Annotated in this window: 24 protein-coding genes; 8 read left to right on the forward strand and 16 right to left on the reverse strand. The window is 69.8% G+C overall.

Going from position 1 to position 20,683, the window contains the following annotated elements:
* Positions 1 to 11: 11 nt before the first annotated feature.
* From AU194_RS12175 to AU194_RS12210, 8 genes are all read right to left on the reverse strand, one after another.
* Entirely contained in the window at positions 12 to 626 is a 615-nt protein-coding gene (locus AU194_RS12175) for a hypothetical protein (protein ID WP_059089511.1), read from the reverse strand.
* Positions 627 to 674: 48 nt separating this feature from the next.
* The gene (locus tag AU194_RS12180) at positions 675 to 1,409 is read right to left on the reverse strand and encodes a DUF72 domain-containing protein (protein ID WP_059089512.1); all 735 of its coding nucleotides are present in this window, start codon (positions 1,407 to 1,409) and stop codon (positions 675 to 677) included.
* Complete coding sequence (locus AU194_RS12185) at positions 1,406 to 2,038, reverse strand: hypothetical protein (RefSeq protein WP_059089513.1); 633 nt, start codon at positions 2,036 to 2,038, stop codon at positions 1,406 to 1,408. Before AU194_RS12185 ends, AU194_RS12180 begins: the two co-directional genes overlap by 4 nt.
* Before the next feature lie 38 nt (positions 2,039 to 2,076).
* Positions 2,077 to 2,409: a TfoX/Sxy family protein gene (locus tag AU194_RS12190; protein ID WP_059089514.1), complete on the reverse strand. Its 333-nt coding sequence runs from the start codon at positions 2,407 to 2,409 to the stop codon at positions 2,077 to 2,079.
* A 79-nt stretch (positions 2,410 to 2,488) separates the two neighbouring features.
* Positions 2,489 to 2,719, reverse strand: coding sequence for a hypothetical protein (locus AU194_RS12195; protein WP_059089515.1), 231 nt, complete (start codon positions 2,717 to 2,719; stop codon positions 2,489 to 2,491).
* A 50-nt stretch (positions 2,720 to 2,769) separates the two neighbouring features.
* Positions 2,770 to 5,103, reverse strand: coding sequence for an endopeptidase La (gene lon, locus AU194_RS12200; protein WP_059089516.1), 2,334 nt, complete (start codon positions 5,101 to 5,103; stop codon positions 2,770 to 2,772).
* A 38-nt stretch (positions 5,104 to 5,141) separates the two neighbouring features.
* Positions 5,142 to 5,609: a hypothetical protein gene (locus tag AU194_RS12205; protein ID WP_059089517.1), complete on the reverse strand. Its 468-nt coding sequence runs from the start codon at positions 5,607 to 5,609 to the stop codon at positions 5,142 to 5,144.
* A 106-nt stretch (positions 5,610 to 5,715) separates the two neighbouring features.
* Positions 5,716 to 6,720 carry an esterase family protein gene (locus AU194_RS12210; RefSeq protein ID WP_059089518.1) on the reverse strand — a complete coding sequence of 335 codons (1,005 nt, stop codon included), beginning with the start codon at positions 6,718 to 6,720 and terminating at the stop codon, positions 5,716 to 5,718.
* Between the two features lie 159 nt (positions 6,721 to 6,879).
* On the opposite strand from AU194_RS12210, the gene AU194_RS12215 reads away from it, so the two are divergent.
* Positions 6,880 to 7,332: a DUF1810 domain-containing protein gene (locus tag AU194_RS12215; protein WP_231743316.1), complete on the forward strand. Its 453-nt coding sequence runs from the start codon at positions 6,880 to 6,882 to the stop codon at positions 7,330 to 7,332.
* A gap of 4 nt (positions 7,333 to 7,336) precedes the next feature.
* Here AU194_RS12215 and AU194_RS12220 read toward each other — a convergent pair whose 3' ends face one another.
* Genes AU194_RS12220 through AU194_RS12240 form a run of 5 tightly spaced genes read right to left on the reverse strand, consistent with a single transcriptional unit; the run spans position 7,337 to position 12,420 of the window.
* Entirely contained in the window at positions 7,337 to 8,638 is a 1,302-nt protein-coding gene (locus AU194_RS12220) for an alpha-amylase family glycosyl hydrolase (protein ID WP_059089519.1), read from the reverse strand.
* Entirely contained in the window at positions 8,638 to 9,114 is a 477-nt protein-coding gene (locus tag AU194_RS12225; protein ID WP_059089520.1) for a nucleoside deaminase, read from the reverse strand. The genes AU194_RS12220 and AU194_RS12225 overlap by 1 nt, the downstream gene beginning before the upstream one ends.
* 30 nt (positions 9,115 to 9,144) lie before the next feature.
* A complete protein-coding gene (locus tag AU194_RS12230) occupies positions 9,145 to 10,836 on the reverse strand; it encodes a tetratricopeptide repeat protein (protein WP_059089521.1) in 1,692 nt (563 codons plus the stop codon).
* The gene (locus tag AU194_RS12235; protein ID WP_059089522.1) at positions 10,814 to 11,839 is read right to left on the reverse strand and encodes a hypothetical protein; all 1,026 of its coding nucleotides are present in this window, start codon (positions 11,837 to 11,839) and stop codon (positions 10,814 to 10,816) included. Before AU194_RS12235 ends, AU194_RS12230 begins: the two co-directional genes overlap by 23 nt.
* Positions 11,840 to 11,859: 20 nt before the next feature.
* Positions 11,860 to 12,420: a TetR/AcrR family transcriptional regulator gene (locus tag AU194_RS12240; protein ID WP_059089523.1), complete on the reverse strand. Its 561-nt coding sequence runs from the start codon at positions 12,418 to 12,420 to the stop codon at positions 11,860 to 11,862.
* Positions 12,421 to 12,647: 227 nt separating this feature from the next.
* Between AU194_RS12240 and AU194_RS12245 the strand changes: the two genes are divergently transcribed.
* Positions 12,648 to 13,037, forward strand: a complete 390-nt coding sequence (locus AU194_RS12245; RefSeq protein WP_059089591.1) for a cupin domain-containing protein — start codon at positions 12,648 to 12,650, stop codon at positions 13,035 to 13,037.
* Between the two features lie 37 nt (positions 13,038 to 13,074).
* The gene (locus AU194_RS12250; protein ID WP_059089592.1) at positions 13,075 to 13,701 is read left to right on the forward strand and encodes a PaaI family thioesterase; all 627 of its coding nucleotides are present in this window, start codon (positions 13,075 to 13,077) and stop codon (positions 13,699 to 13,701) included.
* Here AU194_RS12250 and AU194_RS12255 read toward each other — a convergent pair.
* The gene (locus AU194_RS12255) at positions 13,673 to 15,628 is read right to left on the reverse strand and encodes an FUSC family protein (protein ID WP_059089593.1); all 1,956 of its coding nucleotides are present in this window, start codon (positions 15,626 to 15,628) and stop codon (positions 13,673 to 13,675) included. The two genes, AU194_RS12250 and AU194_RS12255, sit on opposite strands and share 29 nt — an antisense overlap.
* 94 nt (positions 15,629 to 15,722) lie before the next feature.
* On the opposite strand from AU194_RS12255, the gene AU194_RS12260 reads away from it, so the two are divergent.
* Both AU194_RS12260 and AU194_RS12265 read left to right on the forward strand, forming a co-directional pair.
* Positions 15,723 to 16,427: an EthD domain-containing protein gene (locus AU194_RS12260; RefSeq protein ID WP_059089594.1), complete on the forward strand. Its 705-nt coding sequence runs from the start codon at positions 15,723 to 15,725 to the stop codon at positions 16,425 to 16,427.
* A 15-nt stretch (positions 16,428 to 16,442) separates the two neighbouring features.
* On the forward strand, positions 16,443 to 17,201 hold the full coding sequence (locus AU194_RS12265; protein ID WP_059089524.1) for an enoyl-CoA hydratase/isomerase family protein: 759 nt from the start codon (positions 16,443 to 16,445) through the stop codon (positions 17,199 to 17,201).
* Positions 17,202 to 17,207: 6 nt separating this feature from the next.
* Here the strand turns inward: AU194_RS12265 and AU194_RS12270 are convergent, their stop codons facing one another.
* Both AU194_RS12270 and AU194_RS12275 read right to left on the reverse strand, forming a co-directional pair.
* Positions 17,208 to 17,414, reverse strand: coding sequence for a bacterioferritin-associated ferredoxin (locus tag AU194_RS12270; RefSeq protein ID WP_059089525.1), 207 nt, complete (start codon positions 17,412 to 17,414; stop codon positions 17,208 to 17,210).
* Between the two features lie 3 nt (positions 17,415 to 17,417).
* Positions 17,418 to 18,050: a hypothetical protein gene (locus AU194_RS12275; RefSeq protein ID WP_059089526.1), complete on the reverse strand. Its 633-nt coding sequence runs from the start codon at positions 18,048 to 18,050 to the stop codon at positions 17,418 to 17,420.
* Between the two features lie 240 nt (positions 18,051 to 18,290).
* Between AU194_RS12275 and bfr the strand changes: the two genes are divergently transcribed.
* The 3 genes from bfr to AU194_RS12290 are packed head-to-tail and all read left to right on the forward strand — an operon-like array spanning position 18,291 to position 20,671.
* On the forward strand, positions 18,291 to 18,770 hold the full coding sequence (gene bfr / locus AU194_RS12280; RefSeq protein WP_059089527.1) for a bacterioferritin: 480 nt from the start codon (positions 18,291 to 18,293) through the stop codon (positions 18,768 to 18,770).
* 40 nt (positions 18,771 to 18,810) lie between these two features.
* Positions 18,811 to 19,305: a carboxymuconolactone decarboxylase family protein gene (locus AU194_RS12285; RefSeq protein WP_059089528.1), complete on the forward strand. Its 495-nt coding sequence runs from the start codon at positions 18,811 to 18,813 to the stop codon at positions 19,303 to 19,305.
* 13 nt (positions 19,306 to 19,318) lie between these two features.
* Positions 19,319 to 20,671 (forward strand): glutamine synthetase family protein, encoded by a 1,353-nt coding sequence (locus tag AU194_RS12290; RefSeq protein WP_059089529.1) that lies wholly within the window; start codon positions 19,319 to 19,321, stop codon positions 20,669 to 20,671.
* Positions 20,672 to 20,683 lie beyond the last annotated feature (12 nt).

Consider the following 20,683-nt stretch of genomic DNA (forward strand, 5'->3'; position numbering starts at 1 on the left):
CGTGTCCAGTTCTACCGGGTGGTCGACGTCGGCGGCGGGACTGGCGCTCCAACAGGCACATCGGTGTACAGCGGGAGGTACTCCTCGGCGGAGAACGTGAATCCGCGCCCGCTGCGTTCGCTCAGACAGGACACCCCGGTGGCCTCCTGCACGTTGCAGCGGAACCCGGCCACGGCCAGGATCTGGTTGAACCGCAGCACCTGGGCGTCCTCGAGCCCGAACGGCGGGTCGTCGAGCGCCACGAAGGCCGGTTCGCCGTCGCGGCCGACCACGAGCGCGTTCGGTGTGGTCTCCTCGCCCGCGGCGTCGGGCACGGTCTCCGGCGCGCCGTCGATGCCCAGCGCCGCACCGCCGGAGGCCTGGCAGCCCACCTGTTCGCGCGGGATGACGCCGCACTCCCAGCGACCCGACGGGGTGGTGAAGAAGTAGCGGGTCGACCCGTCGACCGGGGCGCCGAAGTGGAAGGCGTTGGCCAGGTTGGTGTTGTTCAGCGGCGGCGTCGGGGGAGCGGCGGGCGGGGCCGACGCGGTGGGGCCGGTTTCGTCGGTGGTGACGACGGCGGGTCCGGAGCAGGCGGTGAGCGCCAGCACGACGAGTCCGGCCGGGAGGAAGGTGGATGCGCGCATATCGGTGTCCAAGCGTGCCAGCAATCGGTTCCCGGTGCGTGCTCCGGGTCACCCGACGCGGGCGGCGAGCAGGTGGCGCAGGGTGCGGGCGTTGTGCACGGCGTGGCCGCCGAGGTCGTTGTTGAAGTACACGAGCACCCGTCGGCCCTCGGCGTCCCAGCCGGCGATCCGGTCGGCCCATCGCTGCAGCGCGTCGTCGGGATAGGACCCGTGGTAGAGCGAGTCCTGGCTGGGGCCGTGCATCCGCAGGTACACCAGGTCGCCGGTGGCGCGGGGGACGCACCGTAACCCGGCGCCGCTCATGATCACGTAGGCGGCGCGGTGCGCTTCGAGCAGGTCGTACACCGCGGGGTCGTCCCAGGACGGGTGCCGCAGTTCCATCGCGACGGGAATCCAGTCGGGCATCACGGTGAGGAAGTGGGCCAGCAGCGCGTCGTCGCGTTCGATGGCGGGATGCAGTTGCACCAGCAGCGCTTCGCGGCGCTCGCCCAGCGCGGTCCAGCAGCGTTCGAACCGCTCCACCCACGGTTCGGGGGTGGCCAGGCGGCGGAAGTGGGTGAGCCCGCGGTGCGCCTTGACCGACATCGTGAACCCCTCGGGCAGCCGGCGCCGCCACCCTTCGAACGTGGCATCGCGCGGCCAGCGGTAGAAGCTGGCGTTGAGTTCGACGGTGTCGAATTCGGCGACGTAGAGACCCAGTCGTTTGGCGACCGACGTCCGCTCGGGATAGAGCACGCCGGTCCAGTGGTCGTACGACCACCCGGAGGTGCCGATGCGGATCATTCCCCGCGCACTCCGGCGAAGACATCGTCATCGAGGGCCGCGCGCACCAGACCGGCCGCCAGTGTGGCCGTGCCGTTCTTGGCCAGGCGCTGCAACTCCTCCGGATCCTTCGGCAGGCCCAGCCTGCGGGCGGTGTCGAGGGCGCGGTCGTCGAAGAACGGCCGCAACCACGTCCAGGTGTCCTGCACCTCGCGCAGGAAGATGTCGGCGCCGGTGTCGCCGATCCCCTTGAACTGCTTGAGTTTCCGCCGGACCTCGGCGGCGTCGTGATTCTCGGCCAGCCGCCGCAGGTCGCCGCCGAACTCGTCGCGGACGGTCTCGGCCATCTCGGTCAGCCGCGTCGCCGAGCTCTCGTCGTAGCGGGCGTAGCCGGCGCGGCCGAACGCGTCGATCATCGTGCGCCGGTCGGCGTCGAGCACCGCGTCCGGGGTGCGCAACCCCGCCGAGAACAGCTCGCGGGCCGCGCGCATCGCGACGGTCGCGTCGATGGGTTTACTGGCCAGCATGCACAGCACCAGCAGCTGGAACAGCGGCATCGGCTTGTCGGCGAGCGTGATGCCGGCCTCTTCGGCGTACGTCTGGCCTGCCTGATCGCGCAGGCGCGAGACGATGTCCTGCTGTGCGCTCATGGCGATGTCAGTACCCGCGGGCGGTGCGGGTGAACCGGTTACTTGGGCGGCAGCGTCTTGACGTGGTCCACGCTGCGACGTACCCACGACTGCAGTTGCCGGGTGGTGCGCACTCCGTCGCCGTCGACGCGCAGCCACCCGCGTAGTTCGCGGCCGGACATGACCATCGGCGCGACGTGGGCGCGGTGCAGGAGCTTCTCGGTCTCCTCGGGCGGGACCCGGACCATCAGCCCGCCTTTCCCGCTGGCGGCGACGGCCATGTGCCCGTCGATCAGGAACGCCAGACCGCCGAACATGCGTTTCTCGGTGACGCCTTTGTGGGTCGCGACGATCTCCCGGATGCGCTCGACGAGGTCGGGGTCGTAGGGCATGGCTTCATTCTGTCTCGCCGAGCAGACACAGAATCGCGTTCAGCGGAGGTCGAGCACGCGAATCTGTGTCTGCTCGCGCTCATTCGGTGTCCGCGGCGACCGACCAGTCGCCGACCCGGGCGCTGTGGGAGTCGAGGATCTCCTGCTTGTCGCCGGGCTCGAGTTCGGTGAGGTCGAGGATCTCGTCGGCGCAGTCATGCAGGATCCGGCCGAGTTCGGCGTTCACGTCGGCGTCGTCGGGCAGATTCACTTCGAGAACGAATTTCACGAACGCCGGATACCCCGCGAGCAGACACAGATTCGTGTTCATCGCATGCGAATCACGCGAATCTGTGTCTGCTCGGCGAGAATCTCTGCCGGTTAGGCGGCCTGGTGCGCCGTCCCCGTCGCCGGTTCCAGTGCCTGCGCGACGATCTCGGCGACGTCGGTCATCGGCCGGACGTCGAGCGCGTCGAGCACCTCGGCCGGCACCTCGTCGAGATCGGGTTCGTTGCGCTGCGGGATGAACACCGTCGACAGCCCGGCCCGCTGGGCGGCGAGCAGCTTCTGCTTCACCCCGCCGATCGGCAGCACGCGGCCGTTGAGCGTGACCTCACCGGTCATGCCGACGTCCGAGCGCACCTGCCGCCCGGTGGCCAGCGACACCAGCGCGGTCACCATCGTCACACCGGCCGAGGGCCCGTCCTTGGGGACGGCGCCCGCGGGCACGTGCACGTGGATACGACGGTCCAGCGCCTTCGGGTCGACCCCCAACTGCTCGGCGTGCGCGCGGACGTAGGACAGCGCGATCTGCGCCGACTCCTTCATCACGTCGCCCAGCTGACCGGTCAGCTGCAACCCCGCGTCGCCGTCGGTCGACCCGGCCTCGATGTAGAGGACGTCGCCGCCGAGACCGGTGACGGCCAGACCGGTCGCCACGCCGGGCACCGCGGTGCGCTCGGCCGACTCCGGCATGAACCGCGGACGGCCCAGGTAACCCACGAGATCCGGCTCGTCGATGATGATCGGCGCCGGGTCGGCGGCCAGCTTGGTGGTGGCCTTGCGCATCGCCTTGGCCAGCAGCCGTTCGAACTGCCGCACCCCGGGTTCGCGGGTGTAGTCGGCGGCGATCTTGCGCAGCGCGTCGTCGGTCACCTCGACTTCGTCCATGGTGAGCGCGGCCCGCTCCCGCTGCCGCGGCAGCAGGAAGTCGCGGGCGATCGCCACCTTGTCGTCGGAGGTGTACCCGTCGATCTGCACCAGCTCCATCCGGTCCAGCAGGGCCTGCGGGATGTTCTCGATGACGTTGGCCGTCGCGAGGAACACCACGTCGCTCAGGTCGAGGTCCAGATCCAGGTAGTGGTCGCGGAACGTGTGGTTCTGTGCCGGGTCGAGCACCTCGAGCAGCGCCGCGGCCGGATCGCCGCGGTAGTCGCTGCCGACCTTGTCGATCTCGTCGAGCAGCACGACGGGGTTCATCGACCCCGCCTCGCCGATCGCGCGCACGATGCGGCCGGGCAGTGCGCCGACGTAGGTGCGCCGGTGACCGCGGATCTCGGCCTCGTCGCGCACACCGCCGAGGGCGACCCGCACGAACTTGCGGCCCAACGCGCGGGCGACACTCTCACCCAGCGATGTCTTGCCGACCCCGGGCGGGCCGGCCAGCACCATCACCGCACCGGACCCGCGGCCGCCGACGACCTGCAGCCCGCGCTGGGCGCGCCGGGCGCGGACGGCCAGGTATTCGACGATGCGGTCCTTGACGTCGTCGAGGCCGTGGTGGTCGGCGTCGAGGATGTCGCGGGCGGCCTGCAGATCGGTCGAGTCCTCGGTGCGGGCGTTCCACGGCAGGTCGAGCACCGTGTCCAGCCAGGTGCGGATCCAGCCGCCCTCGGGGCTCTGGTCGCTGGCCCGTTCGAGCTTGCCGACCTCACGCAGCGCCGCTTCGCGCACCTTCTCCGGCAGGTCGGCGGCCTCGACGCGGGCCCGGTAGTCCGCTGGGTCTTCAGCACCCTCCGGGTCCATTTCGCCAAGTTCCTTGCGGATGGCGTTGAGCTGCTGGCGGAGCAGGAACTCCTTCTGCTGCTTGTCCATCCCGGCGCGGACGTCCTCGGCGATCTTGTCGTTGACCTCGACCTCGGCCAGGTGCTCGCCGGTCCATGCGATGAGCACGCGCAACCGCTCGGTGACGTCGGGGGTCTCGAGCAGCTGACGCTTCTGCACCTGGGTCAGGTAGGACGCGTATCCGGCGGTGTCGGCCAGCGCCGAGGGATCGGTCAACTGGTTGACGAAGTCGATGATCTGCCAGGCCTCGCGGCGCTGCAGCATCGCCAGCAGCAGATTCTTGTACTCGGCGGCCAGCGCGCGGGTGTCGTCGGTGATCTGCGGCGCGGGCACCTGCTCGACGGTCACCCACAGCGCGGTGCCGGGGCCGGTGGCGCCCGCACCGATGTGCGCGCGACTGGTCCCGCGGACGACGGCGGCGGTGCCCGCCCCGCCGGGCATCCGCCCGACCTGCACGATCGTCGCCAGCACACCGTAGGTGGGGTAGCGGTCGCCGAGGCGCGGGGCGATCAGCAGCTCCCCGGATTCGGTGGTCTGCGCTGCGTCGACGGCGGCGCGGGCGGCGTCGTCGAGTTCGATCGGGACGACCATGCCGGGCAGCACGATGGTCTCGTTCGTGAACAGCACCGGCACTGAAGTGGCTTGAGCCATGTGATCCTCCAAAGTTCAGTCAGATCGACTCAACTTCGTCAGTGCGGTGTTTGTTCCCCGCTACGCCGTGGGCGATCGAGCCAGCGGGCCAACCGCGGTTCGCACACGGCCAAGACGATCGCGACGACGAACCACAGCACCGCCAGCGCCACGGTGGTGTTCCAGGCGTCGAACGAATAGCCCTCGTCGTCCTCGGTGTGGAAGAACGGCGAGATGATGCCGAACTGGATGACCGGCGCCACGGCGATGCAGAACGCGAGCCCGGTGGTGGCGCCGAACGCGCCGCGCAACAGCAGCGACCGCGGGGTGCGCACGGCGGGGGCGGGGCGGTGGTGGGCCAGCAGGATGACCAGCAGCAATAGCCCGATCACCACGGCCAGCACGTCCCAGTCGTCGCCGGCGAAGATGAAGGCGACGGCACCGCCGACGGTGGCCAGCGCCAGGGCGCCCGGGTCCACCCGCTGCTGCAGCTCGATGTGGGTCACGGCGTCGCCGTCGTCGGCCATTTCGCCACTCTAAGGTGGCCGTCGGGCCGGGGACGGTATTTGCTCGCCGAAAAGGCAGGGAGCCTGCCGCGGGGGGTGGCGGCAGGCTCCCTGTGGTGTGGGTGGATCAGACGGCACCCTGTGCGCCGAGCACCCGCTGGATGTCCGGCTTCATCTGCTGCAGCTGCTGGCCCCAGTAGCCCCAGGCGTGGGTGCCGTTCGACGGGAAGTTGAACACCCCGTTGGTGCCACCGGCAGCGATGTAGTTGTCGCGGAAGGAGATGTTGGTCCGCAACGTGAAGCCCTCGAGGAACTGCGCGGCCATCAGGTTGCCCCCGGACGTTCCGGCGTCGAGCTCCGACGGGGTGCCGGTGCCGCAGTAGATCCAGATGCGGGTGTTGTTGGCGACCAGCTGGTTGATGTTGACCATCGGGTCGTTACGCCGCCACGCTGGATCGCTGGACGGGCCCCACATGCTCTCGGCGTTGTACTTGCCCGAATCCTGCATCGCCAGCCCGATCAGCATCGGCCACCAGCCCTCCGACGGGTTCAGGAAGCCCGACAGCGACGCCGCGTAGATGAACTGATCCGGGTGGTAGATGGCGTAGGTCAGCGATGCGCTGCCGGCCATCGACAGGCCGACGACCGCGTTACCGGTGCGGGACACGCCGCGGTTGGCCTCCAGCCAGGCGGGCAGTTCCTGGGTCAGGAACGTCTCCCACTTGTAGGTGTAGTCCTGGCCGTTGCCGCGCGAGGGCTGGTACCAGTCGGTGTAGAAGCTGGACTGACCGCCGACGGGCATGACCACCGACAGGCCCGACTGGTAGTACCACTCGAACGCCGGCGTGTTGATGTCCCAGCCGTTGTAGTCGTCCTGGGCCCGCAGACCGTCGAGCAGGTACACCGCGTGCGGTCCGCCGCCCTGGAATTGGATGCGGATGTTGCGGTTCATGGACTGGGAGAACACGTCGAGGTACTCGACCGGCAGACCCGGTCGCGAGAAGGCACCTGCGGTCGCCGAACCACCGGCGAGGCCGACCAGGCCCGGAAGCGCGACCGCGGCCACCGCGATCACCGCCATCCGCCTCCACGTCCGCCTCGCTGTCTCGCGGAACTTTCCGACGAACTTCATAACGGCAACCCACCCACCTTTCTTCGCATGCAACAAGCAGTGCCGTCGCTTATCGATCCTCATGAAACACGCGCCACATCCGTCACACGCGCACCAACACGGGAGCGTGTGATCGCGGTTGGGCAACGATTCCGACTCGGGCCGTTACGAACTCGCCGCATGGCGCCGCCGTGGGCCGGGTACCACCGGGTGATGAGCGATCCCTACGACCTCCAGCGCTTCGTGACCGCACAGGATCCCGTGTACGACACGGTGATCGGTGAACTACGCGCGGGACGTAAGCAGAGCCACTGGATCTGGTTCATCTTTCCGCAGGTGCGGGGGCTGGGCCGCAGCCCGACCGCGCAGCACTACGCCATCGCGTCCCGCGACGAAGCGGTCGCCTACCTCGCGCACGACGTGCTCGGCCCGCGGCTGCGGGAATGCACCCGGCTGGTGCTCGAGATCGAAGGCCGTTCCGCGCGTGAGGTGTTCGGCTCACCCGACGACCTCAAGCTCCGGTCGTCGATGACGTTGTTCGCCCGCTGCACCGACGACAACACCGATTTCGTCGGTGTGCTCGACAAGTTCTACGGCGGGCAGGAGGACGACGCGACCGTGTCGCGCCTGTGAGCGCTCAGGTAGGTGCGACGACGACCCAGCCGTGCGGCGGCACCGTCAGGTGCTCGAGTTCCTCGGACGGCGGCGCCCCGGATCCGGCCAGCACCCGGCCGCGCCCGAGGGCGGTTTCGGACAGCGGGACCGTCAGCGGGGCGTCGTCGACATTGAGCGCGACGATCAGCGCGTCGTCGCCTCGCCGGGTCTCGTACACGTAGTGGCGGTTGCTCAACCGCACCGCCGTCGTCGTCGCCCGGTGCAGCCACGGGTGGCGGCGGCGCAGCCCGATCAGGTACTTGTGCAGCCGGAATATGTCGTTGTCTTCTGTTGGGGGAGAGGAGAATTCGGGCCGCACCGCATCGTCTCCGCCCCTGCGGTCCTCCTTGAGGCCGTGGTAGCCCAACTCGTCGCCGGCGTAGACGCTGGGCACCCCGCCGATCGTGAACAGCAGCACCAGGGCATGTTCGAGGTGGCGATCGTCGGTCAGCTGGCTGGCGATGCGGGTGACGTCGTGGTTGCCGACGAACGTCATCGGCGCGAAGGTGGCGAGGAGTTCGGTGTGCCGTTTGAGGGCGTGGTCGAGTTCGTGGAAGTTGCCGTCGTTGAGGCTGCTCCACACCGCCTTCCACAGCTCGTACTGGGTGACCGAGTCGAAGCCGGCCGCGACCCGGCCGGCGTAGTCGCCGTGGATGACCTCGCCGACGAACCAGGCGTCCGGGTGCGCCTCGCGCACCCGGGGCAGCACTTGGGACCAGAACGCGTCCGGGACGGCGTAGGCGGCGTCCAGGCGCCACCCGTCGGCGCCGCGGTCCAGCCAGTGCGACATGACGTCGACGGTGTAGTCGACGACCTCGGGTGCCCGGTGGTCGAGGGCGATCAACTCACCGTGGCCCTCGAAGGTGTCGAAGCCATCGCCGCGGCGCCGGAACCAGGCCGACGACGGATGGTCGGGTCCGCCGTCGAGGGCCTCGCGGTAGCGGGGGAAGTCGGTGCCGACGTGGTTGAACACCCCGTCGAGCAGGACGCGCAGACCGCGGCGGTGCGCCTGGTCGATCAGCTCGTCGAAGTCGGTGTCGTCGCCGAGCCGCGGGTCGATCGCATAGTGGTCGGTGGTGTCGTAACCGTGTGTGCGCGAAGCGAATACAGGTCCGAGGGCAAGGCCCGAAGCACCGAGCGCGATGGCGTGGTCGAGCCACTCGACGAGGCGCCGCAGCCGGTGTTCGTCCGCGGTGGGTGGCGGGTCGGCGGGGAACGCGCCGACGAAGCCCAGCGGGTAGACCTGCCACCAGATGACGTGTTCGACCCAGGCTGGTGTGGTCATCAGGCGAACTTCTCCCGGTAGAGGGTGTGCATGGCGTCGGCGAGTTCCGGCGCCGGTCCGTCGACGGACAGACCGGGTGCCACGGTGGTGATCGGCAGGGTGGCCACCGGCGGGGGCGGTGCGCCCCAGTCGGCCAGCCACCCGCTCAGCTGTGCCGACGACGTCGCGTAGACGATCCGGCCCAGGCCGACCCAGGCATGCGCGGCGGCGCACATGGGGCAGTGCTCTCCGGAGGTGTAGACCGTGGCGGCCACGCGCTCCTCGGGGGTCAGGTGTTCCACCGACCACTTCGCGATCGCGAATTCCGGATGTCGGGTGTGGTCACCGCCGCTGACGTGGTTGTGATCGGCGAACCGGACCGCCCCGGCCCGGTCGACGAGCAGGGAGCCGAAGGGTTCGTCACCGGCCTCGAGCGCCTCGCGGGCCAGTTCCACGCAGCGGCGCAGGTGTTCGAGATCGGACTCGCTGATCGCCACAGCCCGGAGTCTACGCAGCGTCGTGTTCGCTCAGCCCGGACAGCAGCCGCCGGCGACCTCGAGCCGGCAGGCGCAGGATGCGGTGATCGGTACGTCGGCGCGCGCCTTGGCGAGGGTGAGCTGCTGTTCGATGATCGCGGCCTCGGCGCTGCGGCCCAGTCGCACCAGGCACTCGTGATACCCGTGCAGGCTCCACACGTTGCCCGGATGTTGCGAGGAGCGGCTCAGCTGCGGGTCCAGGCCCAGGTCGGCGGCGTACACGGCCGCGGCGTCCTCGACCCGGCCCTGTTCGAGCAGCAGCGCCCCGTAGGCGTGGCGGGTCGGCTGCATCCACCCCCAGGGTTCGTCGTAGGGCAGGTTGTCGTCGAGGTCGATCGCACGGCGCAGGTGGGCGAAGGCGGTGTCGAATTCCCCTGCGCGGTAGGCGATCTCGCCGTCGAGCATCGCCTCGGCGACGGCGAGGATGTCCCGGCTGGTGTTGTTGAACAGGTAGCGCGACTCCGGGATGCGCGCATAGGCCGCGGCGAAGGCGTCGCGTTCGGCGCGGGCCTGATCGAGGTTGCCCTTCGCGGCGTGGGCCACTCCGCGCCCGTAGTGGATGGTCGCGGTGGTGGTGCAGTAGAGCGCCTGATCGACGGGCAGCGATTCGGCGATCAACTCGTCCCAGCGGCCGAACCGCACCAGCACATGCACCCGCAGCGGGACGAACGCCTCCAGCCAGTCCGCCATCGGCGGCGATTCGATGGCGAGCAGTTCCGGGGTGAGCTGGCCCGCGAGTTCGTCGGCCGCTCGCAAGGCGATGGCCGAGGAGCCCTCGAACATGGCTGAGTAGACCACGAAGTGCAGATCGTGCGCCCGGTACAGCGAATAGAAGTTCAGGGGGCCGGCGCGGTCGACGAACTTGCGGTCCGCCTGCACCGCAGCGAGATTCGCATCCACCGAGGCGCGGTAGTGCCCGCACAGCACGTCGATGTGGCTGGGCATGTGCCGCAGGTGACCGGCGTCGGGCACCAGCCCGCGCAGGAGATCAGCCGCGGGCAGCGCCGCCTCGGGTGTCGCCGACATCTCCATGGTGTGCAGGTACAGGTGCAGTACGCCGGGGTGTGCCCGACCCGCGGCGGTGGCCAGGGCGTCGTCGAGGATCCGCTTGGCAGCCACCACCCGGGACCCCGACGCGGGTTCGCCGGTGCGGGTGTCCCACAGCGCCCACGCGGTGATGTTGACCAGCGCATCGGCGGCCAGCGCCTGCACGTCGACGTCGTCGGGGTAGGAGGCCGCGAGTGCGACCATCGCGTCGGCGTAGGCGGTGTGCCCGTCCTGCAGCGCGTCGGTGGCCTGCGGATCGTCGACCGGGAAGCGGGCCGCCAGCGCCTCGATCAACCCGTGTTCGACTGCCGAGGCGCGCCCGTCGGCGGCCAGCCGCAGTTCCATGCGGGCCCGCGCCAGCGAGGCGTTCAGGTCGACCGGGTCGAACGCCTCCCACGGCTTGTTGTAGTTCGGGCCGACCGCATAGGCGATACCCCACCGCGCGATCGCCAGGTCGGGGTCGAGTTCGAGGGCCCGTTCGAAGCACCGGACGGCCTCTTCGTGGTTGAACGCGTACGCCCACACCATGCCGCGGTCGAACCACGTCTGCGCCTGGGCCGACGGCGTCTCGACGGCTCGGTGGTAGGAGCCGAGGTCGTAGTACTGCTCGGCGTCACGGCCGAGCGAAACCGTCATGGCGGGAACGATAGTGGAGCGAAACGGCGGTGGCGAGGGTTGCCAGCACGGCACCCGCCAGCGCCCACACCGCCAGGGTCGCCACCGATGTCGCCGCGCCGTTGCCGCCGAAGTACTGCACGCTGCGCAGCAGATCCACTCCGGAGCCCTGGGGCACGATGTGGGTGAACGTCCGGTAGAGGCCCGACAGCAGCGGTCGGCCCACCGGTCCGGCGGCCGCCGCGTTTCCGACGATGACGAGGAACAGCGTCAGCAGCAGTGCCGCCACGGTGCCCAGCGCCGCGCCGACGCCGGTGATCGCGCCGCCGACGGCCATCGCGTAGAGCCACAGCGCCCCGAACAATTGCGCGGTGTGGCCGGTCAGCGCGCCGAGGCCGGCGTCGACGTAGGCGGTCACGCCCGCGGCCAGCACGGCCGAGAAACCCGCCAGGCTCAGCGTGCGCAGCGCCAGCCTGCGCGGGGTGCGGGTGGGCCCCATGACCCGGCTGAGGATCGTCGCGCCGACCGAGGCGCCGATGGACAGGAAGATCACGGCGTAGAACTCGACGGTCGCCGACGGGTCGGCGGCGGTGGTGGGGGCGACGTCGTCGACGACCGGGGTGAGCCCCGCTCCGGCGGCGATCTCGCGGCCGACCGCTTCGGCGGCGGTCGCCACACTGCGTCCGCCGCCACCGGCGACATAGACGGTCAGTTCGTGGTCGGGTCCGACGGCGTATCCGGCGTCGGCGCGGCGCTGGTAGACCAGGTCACGTGCGTCGGCCGCATCGGCGGCCTCGGTGACGGCGAGGGCGTCCTGGCCGCGCATCGCCTCGAGCACCGGCGGGGGAGCGGCCACCGCGACGTCGAGGTGGCGCAGCGTCGGGTTGGCGAAGGCACCGGAGTAACTGGCGATCATCGCGACGACGAACACGATCAGCGCGGCCATCAGACCCGCGAGGGTCGTCACCTTCCTGCGCAGGTCGGAGTCGGCTTCAGGGTGTTTCACCGCAGCGTGTTTCGGCATGGCAGACAGTGCCTTTCAAGTCAGAGGTTGAGGAGCACGTACACGGTGTCGAGCGCGGCGGCCACCCGGCGGTGCAGGTCGTCGCCGGCGGGATCCTCCATCCAGGAGCGCAGCACCTCCATGAAGCCGCCGACGAGGAAGTGGCTGACAGCATCCGGGGTGAGCGCGGCGACCGATCCGAGTGCGGGTGCGGCCTCCTCGGCGATCTCGGTGCAGGCGGGCAGCAGTTCGGCGCGGAACGCCGCCACCACCGGTCGGGTCACCGCGCTGCCCGCCACGTTTCGGTACATCGAGCGGTGGTCGGCGGCGAAGTCGAACAGCCGCAGGATCCGGGCGCGGGCGTCGCCGGTGAGGTCGGCGGTGGCCGCGGCGAAGGTGGCGGTGAACGCGGTGGCGATCGCCTCATCGCGATCGCCGAAGTGCTGATAGAACGCCTGCCGGCTGACGCCCGCCTGTTTGACGAGGTCGGCGACGGTCAGGTCCTCGACGGGGCCCCGCGCGACGAGGTGCAGTGCGGCGTCGTGCAGGCGGGCCCGCAGGCGTGCCGCCCGCGGGTCCGCGCTGTGTGTCCGTGCTGCCACGAAAGAAGCCTAAGCGATTTCGTAGACACATGACCACGAAGTGGGGGGTGTTCTCCGGCACGTGCCCGCCCGGATGTGACGGGTGCAAAGGTTCTCACTCGCGAGACTGAAGTCGCGCAGCGAAAGTACGAGTGCGGGCCTGCGGCAGTTCCGTCTCGCGACGGGACCGGTGGCGTGTCGCGTCGGGATACCGGGCGGGTGCGGCGTCGGCGCACTACGGTGACGTCATGATCCGGTGCGTGCGGCTGTGGACGGGGCCGGATGACGCGTCGCACTTCGAGATCGGCCGCCTCGACCTGCGCCCCGGCCGCAACGACGACCTCGTCTCGGCGGTCATGCCCGCGACACACGTCACCGTCGAGGAGACCGCCACCGGGGGTGCGCTGGCCTGGCACACCGCACCGGTGCGGCAACTCGTGGTGACACTGGCCGGGTCGCTGGTCTTCTCCACCCGCGACGGCGAGGAGTTCACCCTCGGACCGGGCGATGTGCTGCTGGCCGAGGACACCGCGGGGTCCGGCCACAAGTGGCGGCTCGAGGGCGAGGATCCGTGGCAGCGGATGTACGTGGTGCTCGGCGACAGCGTCGAGGTGGCGTTCATCGCCGCCGATCAGTGATTCGACACCGGCGCCTGGAACGTGTTCTAGTGCAGTGGTGCTGGAGTACACCCACGCCGAGGGTCTGAGCTCGGCGGACGTCGCCCGGTTACGGGAGATCTACGAACCGTTGACGGCGTCGGTGCGCGCACTGGTCGATGCCACGATCCGCACCGAGGTCGACGCCGACACCGTCGCCGCCGCCCGCGCCGAGATCGACGCGGTCACCGCGCGGTTGCGCAGCAGACAACTCGACGGCCCGTTCGGCGTGCAGTTCACTTCCGACGGCGACCAGATGCCGTGGGGCAACCCCGTCATCGGCGTGCGCAACCCGTTCGCCCCGCCGCTGGTGATCCACCGCGACGAGAACGACCGCGCCGTCACCGATTTCGAACTGGGTGCGGCCTACGAGGGACCCCCCGGACACGTCCATGGCGGGGTGGCCGCACTGGTGCTCGACCACGTGCTGGGCGAGGCCGCCAGCATCGCGCGCAAACCCCGACTCACCGGCACGATCACGCTGCGTTACCTGCGCACCACCCGGCTGGGGCGGCTGCACGCGGAGGCGCACATCGCGCGGGTCGAGGGGGTCAAGGCCTTCGTCGTCGGTCACCTCGCCGACGCCGACGGGGTGACCGTCGAGGCCGAGGGCGTCTTCATCCAGCCCAGGTGGGCGCGGGAATAGGCGTGATCGCGGTGAGGCTGCGGGTGATCGCGCCCAGTTCGGCGACCAGCACCCGCGCCGCGCTGCTGTTCCCGGTCACGGTGTGCGCGACGTCGCGCACGCGGCGGTCGGCCGCCGACAGTTCCGTCAGATCGACGCTCCACAGCGAACCCGGGTTGGGTGGATCGCCCCGCAACGTGTCGATGTAGTCGTCGACCGCGGCGACGAACTCGGGCGTCGCGCTCACCGGGGCGGCCGGCAGGTTGGCCTCCATGGTGGTACACGATCCGGTGACCGCGTTGAGCGCCGTGCGCAGCGACCGCAGCCACTGCCGGTGCCCGGGATCCTGCAGCCGGGTCGCGCCGGAGGCGGCCTCGAAAGCCGCGCGGGCGCGGAAGGTCCGCTGCCACGCCGCGGCGAGCGCGTCGGTGGGCCGGTCGAGCGGGTGCACGAAGGCACGCATCACCATTGCCGCGTAGTCGATTTCGGTCATCAGCAGTTCACCGGCGCGCTGGCGCAACCGGATCAGCGCGTCGTCGGGCAGAGTGACATGGGTGATCAGCGCCAGGCCGCCGCCGATCGCCACCGCGACCAGACGGTGCACCACATCGGTGCCCTGGACCGGGTCGACGATGCCGAGCAGGAACACCACCGCCGCGGACAGCGCCGCACACACCGCGACGTAGCCGAGACCCCACACCGCGTAGGCCACCCCGATGAACGCCGCCGCACCGACCGCGGCGACCATTCCCGTCGGCGGCCAGATCATGCTGGCCGCTGAGGCCACCATGACGCCCGCGGCGATCCCCGCCAGCCGACCGGCGCAGCGGGTGTAGGTGTGCGCGGACTCCGGGCGCAGCACCAGCAGCACGGTCAGCGCGACCCAGAACGGTTCGTGCAGATCGGAGAAGCGCTCCACCGCCACCGCGATCGACGTGGCCGCGGCCAGCCGCACCGAATGCCGCAACACCGGTGAGGTCCGCACCAGATGGCGCCGGAGCACCTCGGCCGAACCCGACAGCGACCCGCGCAGATCGGGGCCGCGCAGCCGGCCGAAGCGCAGCACGGCCGCTTCGTGCAGCTGTTCGGAGAACTGCTGTGCGGCAGCGGCACCGGGACCTGTGACGGCTGCGGCGGCGGTGTCGACGCGGTGCAGTGCGCGTCCCGCTCCGCGGTACGCGGCGACACCGTGTTCGGCGATGGCGTCGAGGAACTCGCCTGCGGCCGAGGACAACTCTGCGAGGTCGGCGTCGGTGCGGCGCAGGGCGACGAGTGTGGCGGCGATGCGTTCCGGGAGTTGGTACCCCAGCTGGTAGGCCTTGGGGCGCTGGTGCTGGGGGATGTTCGTGAACACCTCGCGAAGCCACGTCAGGTGCGCGGGGTCCAGCGGTTCGTCGATGTCGCCTGCCAGACTCCTCGCGTCGCGGGCGAGCGTGCGGTGTGCTCGGGTCAGCGCGTGCTGCTGGGCACGCCAGCGCTGCGGCGGACGCAGCCAGACCAGACCTGCCTGCACCAGCCCGGCGATCACCGTCAGCGCCGCGGTGCCCGCGACGGCGGGCAGCGACATGGGTTCGGCCGGGGTGATGACCAGCAGCCCCGCCGCGGCCGCGGCGACGAAGCCGGCGTTGGCGCCCAGCGCCCACTGCATCCCGGCGACGAAACACCACGCCGCGACGACCGCGACGAAGACGAGGTCGTGCGAGGTGGTCAGCGACCCCAGCACCGCGGCGACACCGACCTCGGCGGAGGCGATGAGGACGATGGGCAGCCGCCGTCCCGGGGTGTCCTGCAGCGCGATGGCCCCGGCGATGATGCCCGCACCCGCGGTCCACATCGCCGCGGTCGGTGAGATCCCGTACAGCGCCAGCGCCGTCAGTGCGAGCACCCCGACGAGGCTGCGGACCACCGCACCCGTTCCCGGCGTGGTCAGCCGAACGGTGTCCATCATCCGGCTGTCGACGTGCACGCGACCATTCTCCCCCCGCCGCGCCGTCGGACCCGGTGTGACTCGCGCGCGGGGTGGTGTCAGTAGGTTGCAGTTCGTGGAGAAGGTCATGATCACGCTCCGATCGGCCGCCGCCGACGACACCTGGTGCGCCCGGTTGCGCACCGACGTGGCCACGCGGCTGCTCGACGCGGGGGTGCCGGGGCTCGCGGTGAACGTCCGGGACGCGTCGGTGCGCGAATCGCTGATGACGCTGACGACCCTGGACCCTCCGGTGGTCGCCGTGGTGAGCCTGTGGACCCAACAGTCCTACGGCCCCGACGTTTCCCGCGCGCTCGAGGTGCTGGCGGCCGAGTGTGACGCCGTGGCCGCCTATCTGGTCACCGAATCGGTCCCGATGCCCGCGCCGGTCACCGCACCGGGGGAGCGCACCGACGGGTTGGCGAACATCGCACTGTTGCGCAGGCCGGCCGATCTCGACGACGCGACGTGGCGGCACCGTTGGCACGTCGACCACACCCCGGTCGCGATCGCTACCCAGGCGACGTTCGGTTACACGCAGAACACCGTCGTGCGCCCGCTGACCGACGGCGCACCCGCGATCGACGCGATCGTCGAGGAACTGTTCCCGCAGGCGGCGGTGTCGGATCTGCACGCCTTCTTCGGGGCGGCCGACGACGCGGACCTGACCGACCGGATGCAGCGGATGCTCGCCAGCACAGCGGCGTTCGGCGCGGACCGCGACATCGACACGGTGCCCACCAGTCGGTACGTGCTGCGCAGCCCGTTCGCGGCGGGCTGACGATACGCTGCTGCGGTGACCCTGCAGATCAACGACGCCGACGGGGTGCGGACCGTCACGCTGGACCGGCCCGAGGCGCTGAACGCCTTCAACGAGGCGCTCTACGACGCGACGACGGTGGCGCTGCGCGACGCCGACGCCGACCCGGCGGTGGCCGTCGTCCTGCTCACGGGAGCGGGCCGGGCGTTCAGCGCCGGAAACGACCTCCACGAGATGGCCGCCCGTGTCACCGATCCGAACTTCCAGTCCGGTGAACACGGCTTCCAGGGCCTCATGGAGGCGCTCCTGGAGCTGCGAAAGCCGTTGGTGTGCGCGGTGAACGGGCTCGCGGTCGGTATCGGCACCACGATCCTGGGCTACGCGGACCTGGTGTTCATGGCGACCACCGCGCGGCTGAAGTGCCCGTTCACCAGCCTGGGGGTGGCGCCGGAGGCGGGGTCGTCGTATCTGTTGCCGCAGTTGATGGGCCGCCAGAACGCGGCCTGGATGCTGATGTCGTCGGAGTGGGTGTCGGCCGCCGACGCCCAGCGCATGGGGATCGCCTGGCAGGTGTGCGAACCGGACGACCTGCTCGCCGAGGCGCACCGGCACGCCGCACTGCTGGCATCGCGGCCCATCCCGAGCCTGATCGCGGTCAAGGAGACGATCGTCGAGCCGACGCGGGCGGAGATCAAGGCCGCCATCGCCCGTGAGTACGCGAAGTTCGAGGTGCTGCTGGGCGCGGCCGCCAACAGCGATGCGCTCGCCGCGTTCGCCGACCGCGGGAAGGGCTGAGCCGGCTCAGGCCCGCGACGGACACCCGTTGTACTGGGTGGCGCACCCGTTCACGTTGTGCGCCTCGATGATCGCCCGCAGGGTGCGCCGGCAGCGGCCGCATTCGCTGCCCGCCCCGCAGGCCTCGGCGATCTCCTTCGACGTCGACGCGCCGGATGCGACCACGTCGTTGACGACGTGGCTGGTGACTCCCACACACAGGCAGACGAACACGGCCTATTCCTCGTCGTCCACGGTCATGACGTGAGCCAGCTTGCCCACGAAGAGGCTGGGGTAGGCGCCGAGGCCGGCCCGCGACATCCATTCGGCGGAGGCGTCCGGATGGTCGATCCACTGGCGGGCGCTGCGCTCGTCGTCGATCTCCTGCAGGATCATCACCTCCTGCCCGTCGTCGAGGGCCTGGTAGACCCACACCTTGCGGACACCGGCCTCGCGGAACCGGCCCAGCCCGTCGTGCACCTTGACCATGAGCGACTCCACGTCGTCGACCGCGGCCATCGCCCCGACGATGACGCCGGCGACGTGGCGTTGCGAACTCGGCCCGTCCAGGTCGATCTTCTCGACCACCTCACCGCCGAATACCGGCGGAATGTCGTCGACCCCGGCGATGTCGAACCATTCGAATATCGCGGGGGACCGCAGCACATCGCGCACCGACGTGGCGTGACGAATACCGATGGTCGTCAGCAACCGGCCGGGCTCCCAAATGGACCGGTACACCACCACATGGTGTGCGCCCATTGATTTCAAACCGGCTTTCTTCGATACCAGCCAGGCCCACATGTTATCGGGATCGCCGACACGGAAATCGCACGCGAGAATGAACGAGTGGAGATCGTAATCACCCATTCTTTTCCACCTGTCGGAGACGCGCGCGTGCATGTTAGTGCAGTCTAACCTTACTTAGGACAGCCAGTCCAGAGAACTCGGCCCGAGACCTCCGCAGCAACCCCGCGCGGGGCCGTACGGCGCCGAAAACACGCCGCTGTCAAGCGAAACGGCTGGCCATGCCCACCGGATCGGACTAGATTGACGGTGTACGGCAAACAGCGAGACCCAGCCGCCCACCACAGTGCCTAGGAGAGATCCATGCAAGGCGATCCCGACGTCCTGAAATTGCTCAACGAGCAGTTGACAAGTGAATTGACGGCGATCAACCAATATTTCCTGCATTCCAAGATGCAGGAGAGCTGGGGCTTCACCGAATTAGCCGGACACACCCGCGATGAATCGTTCGACGAAATGCGTCACGCAGAGGCGATCACCGATCGAATTCTTCTGCTGAATGGTCTGCCGAATTATCAGCGACTGTTCTCCCTACGGGTGGGTCAGACACTCCGTGAACAATTCGAGGCCGACCTCGCGATCGAATACGAGGTGGCCGAGCGCCTCAAACCGGGCATCATCATGTGCCGCGAGAAGAGCGACACCACCAGCGCCAACCTGCTCGAGATGATCCTCGCCGACGAGGAGAAGCACATCGACTACCTCGAGACACAGCTGGAGCTGATGGACAAGCTCGGCGAGCAGCTCTACGCCGCGCAGTGCGTGTCGCGGCCGCCGAAGTAATCGGCGCCGCCGTTCGCGTGCGCCGCGTAGCATGCGGCCCATGAGCCGAATCGGGGATGCCGCCGGTGACTTCGCCGATGACGACGTGACGGCCTTCGCGGTCCGCTCACCCGACCTCGGTGCGGCCCTGGCCGGGTTCAGTCACGCCGTCTACACCAAGAATCGATTGCCCATGCGGGTAAGGGAACTGGCGCGGATCGTGATCGCGAACGCCAACGAATGCGTGGTGTGTCAGAACACGCGCGACTCCGAGGGCGAGGCGGCAGGCGTCGACGAGGATCTCTATCTGCATGCCGACCAGTGGCGGACCTGGCCGGGATACAGCGCTGCCGAGCGAATCGCCGCCGAGTTCGCGCACCGGTTCGCCACCGACCACATCGGATTGCGTGAGGACGACGACTTCTGGGCCAGGGCCGGTGAGCACTTCGACGCGGACCTGATCACCGACCTCGCCCTGTCGTGCGCGATGTGGGTGGGCATGGGGCGGGTGCTGCGCACGCTCGACATCGGCCAGGCCTGCAAGCTGACCCTCTAGAACCGTCGACGCCATGGCCGCCAAACCCCTCGCCGCAGCCGCCATCGCGCAACTGGAGTCCGATGGCGTCGCCACCCTGATCGGTACGGTCGTCAACCCAGCGGGGCTCACCCACGCCAAGACGATCCCGCTGCGCCGGATGGGCGCGTTCGCCGAACCCGGTCTCGGCGCCAGCCCGGTCTGGCACGCGTTCACCATCGACCAGACCGGCATCGTGTTCGGCGACGCGATCAGCGTCGTCGGCGATCAACGGATCCGCATCGACCTCGGCGGTCTGCGCATCCTGGGCGACGGATTGGCCTGGGCGCCAGGAGGATTCTTCGACCAGAACGGCGAGCCCGACCCGTACTGCGCACGCGGCGCCCTGCGCCGGGTGGAGGAGCGGTTGGCCGCCGCGGGCCTGACCGCCGCTGTCGGGCACGAGATGGAGTTCGTGCTGGTCGGCGCCGACGGCGGCCGGCTGCCCGCCACCCTGTGGGCACAGTACGGACTGGCCGGGGTGCTCGAGTACGAGGGGTTCGTCCGCGACGTGACCGATGCCGCGACCAGCTCAGGGGTGCCGATCGAACAGTTCCATCCCGAGTACGGGGCCAACCAGTTCGAGATCTCACTGCCCCCGACGACCCCGGTCGCGGCGGCGGATCTGCTGGTGCTGATGCGGATCATCGTGGGGCGGGTGGCTCGCCGGTACGGGCTGCGGGTGAGCCTGTCACCGGTCCCGTTCGCGGGCAGCGTGGGAAACGGTGCCCATCAACACTTCTCGCTACGGCGCGGGAGGACCCCGCTGTTCTCCGGTGGGACCGGTGCGCACGGGATGACCGCGGAGGGTGAGCACGCCGTGGCGGGGCTGGTCGCCGGACTGGCCGAGGCGCAGGGCGTGCTGTGCGGTTCGGTGCTGTCCGGGCTGCGGATGCAACCGGGTCATTGGTCGGGCGCCTACATCTGCTGGGGCACCGAGAACCGAGAGGCCGCGGTGCGGTTCCTGCAGGACGGACCGGGCAGCGTGCACGGCGGCAACGTCGAGGTCAAGATCGTCGACCCGTCGGCCAACCCCTACCTCGCCTCGGCGGCCATCCTCGGGCTCGCGCTCGACGGGATCGAACGCGAGCGCGCGCTGCCACCGGAAACCGGCGTGGACCCGGCCACGCTGACCGAAACCCAACGCGCACAGGCGGGTACGGTACTGCTCCCGACCCGCCAGCTCGACGCCCTGCACGCCCTCGACCAGTCCACGCTCATGCGCGGCATCCTGGGCGATCAGGTGGTCGACAGTGTGGTCGCGGTACGCCGCTACGAATCGGAACATTTCGGCGGGTTGTCCCCGGAGGAGCAGACCGAACTGTTCCGGATGGCGTGGAGTGTGTGACCCCGGCCGTGT

Source organism: Mycobacterium sp. GA-2829, assembly GCF_001499965.1.
GTDB lineage: Bacteria > Actinomycetota > Actinomycetes > Mycobacteriales > Mycobacteriaceae > Mycobacterium.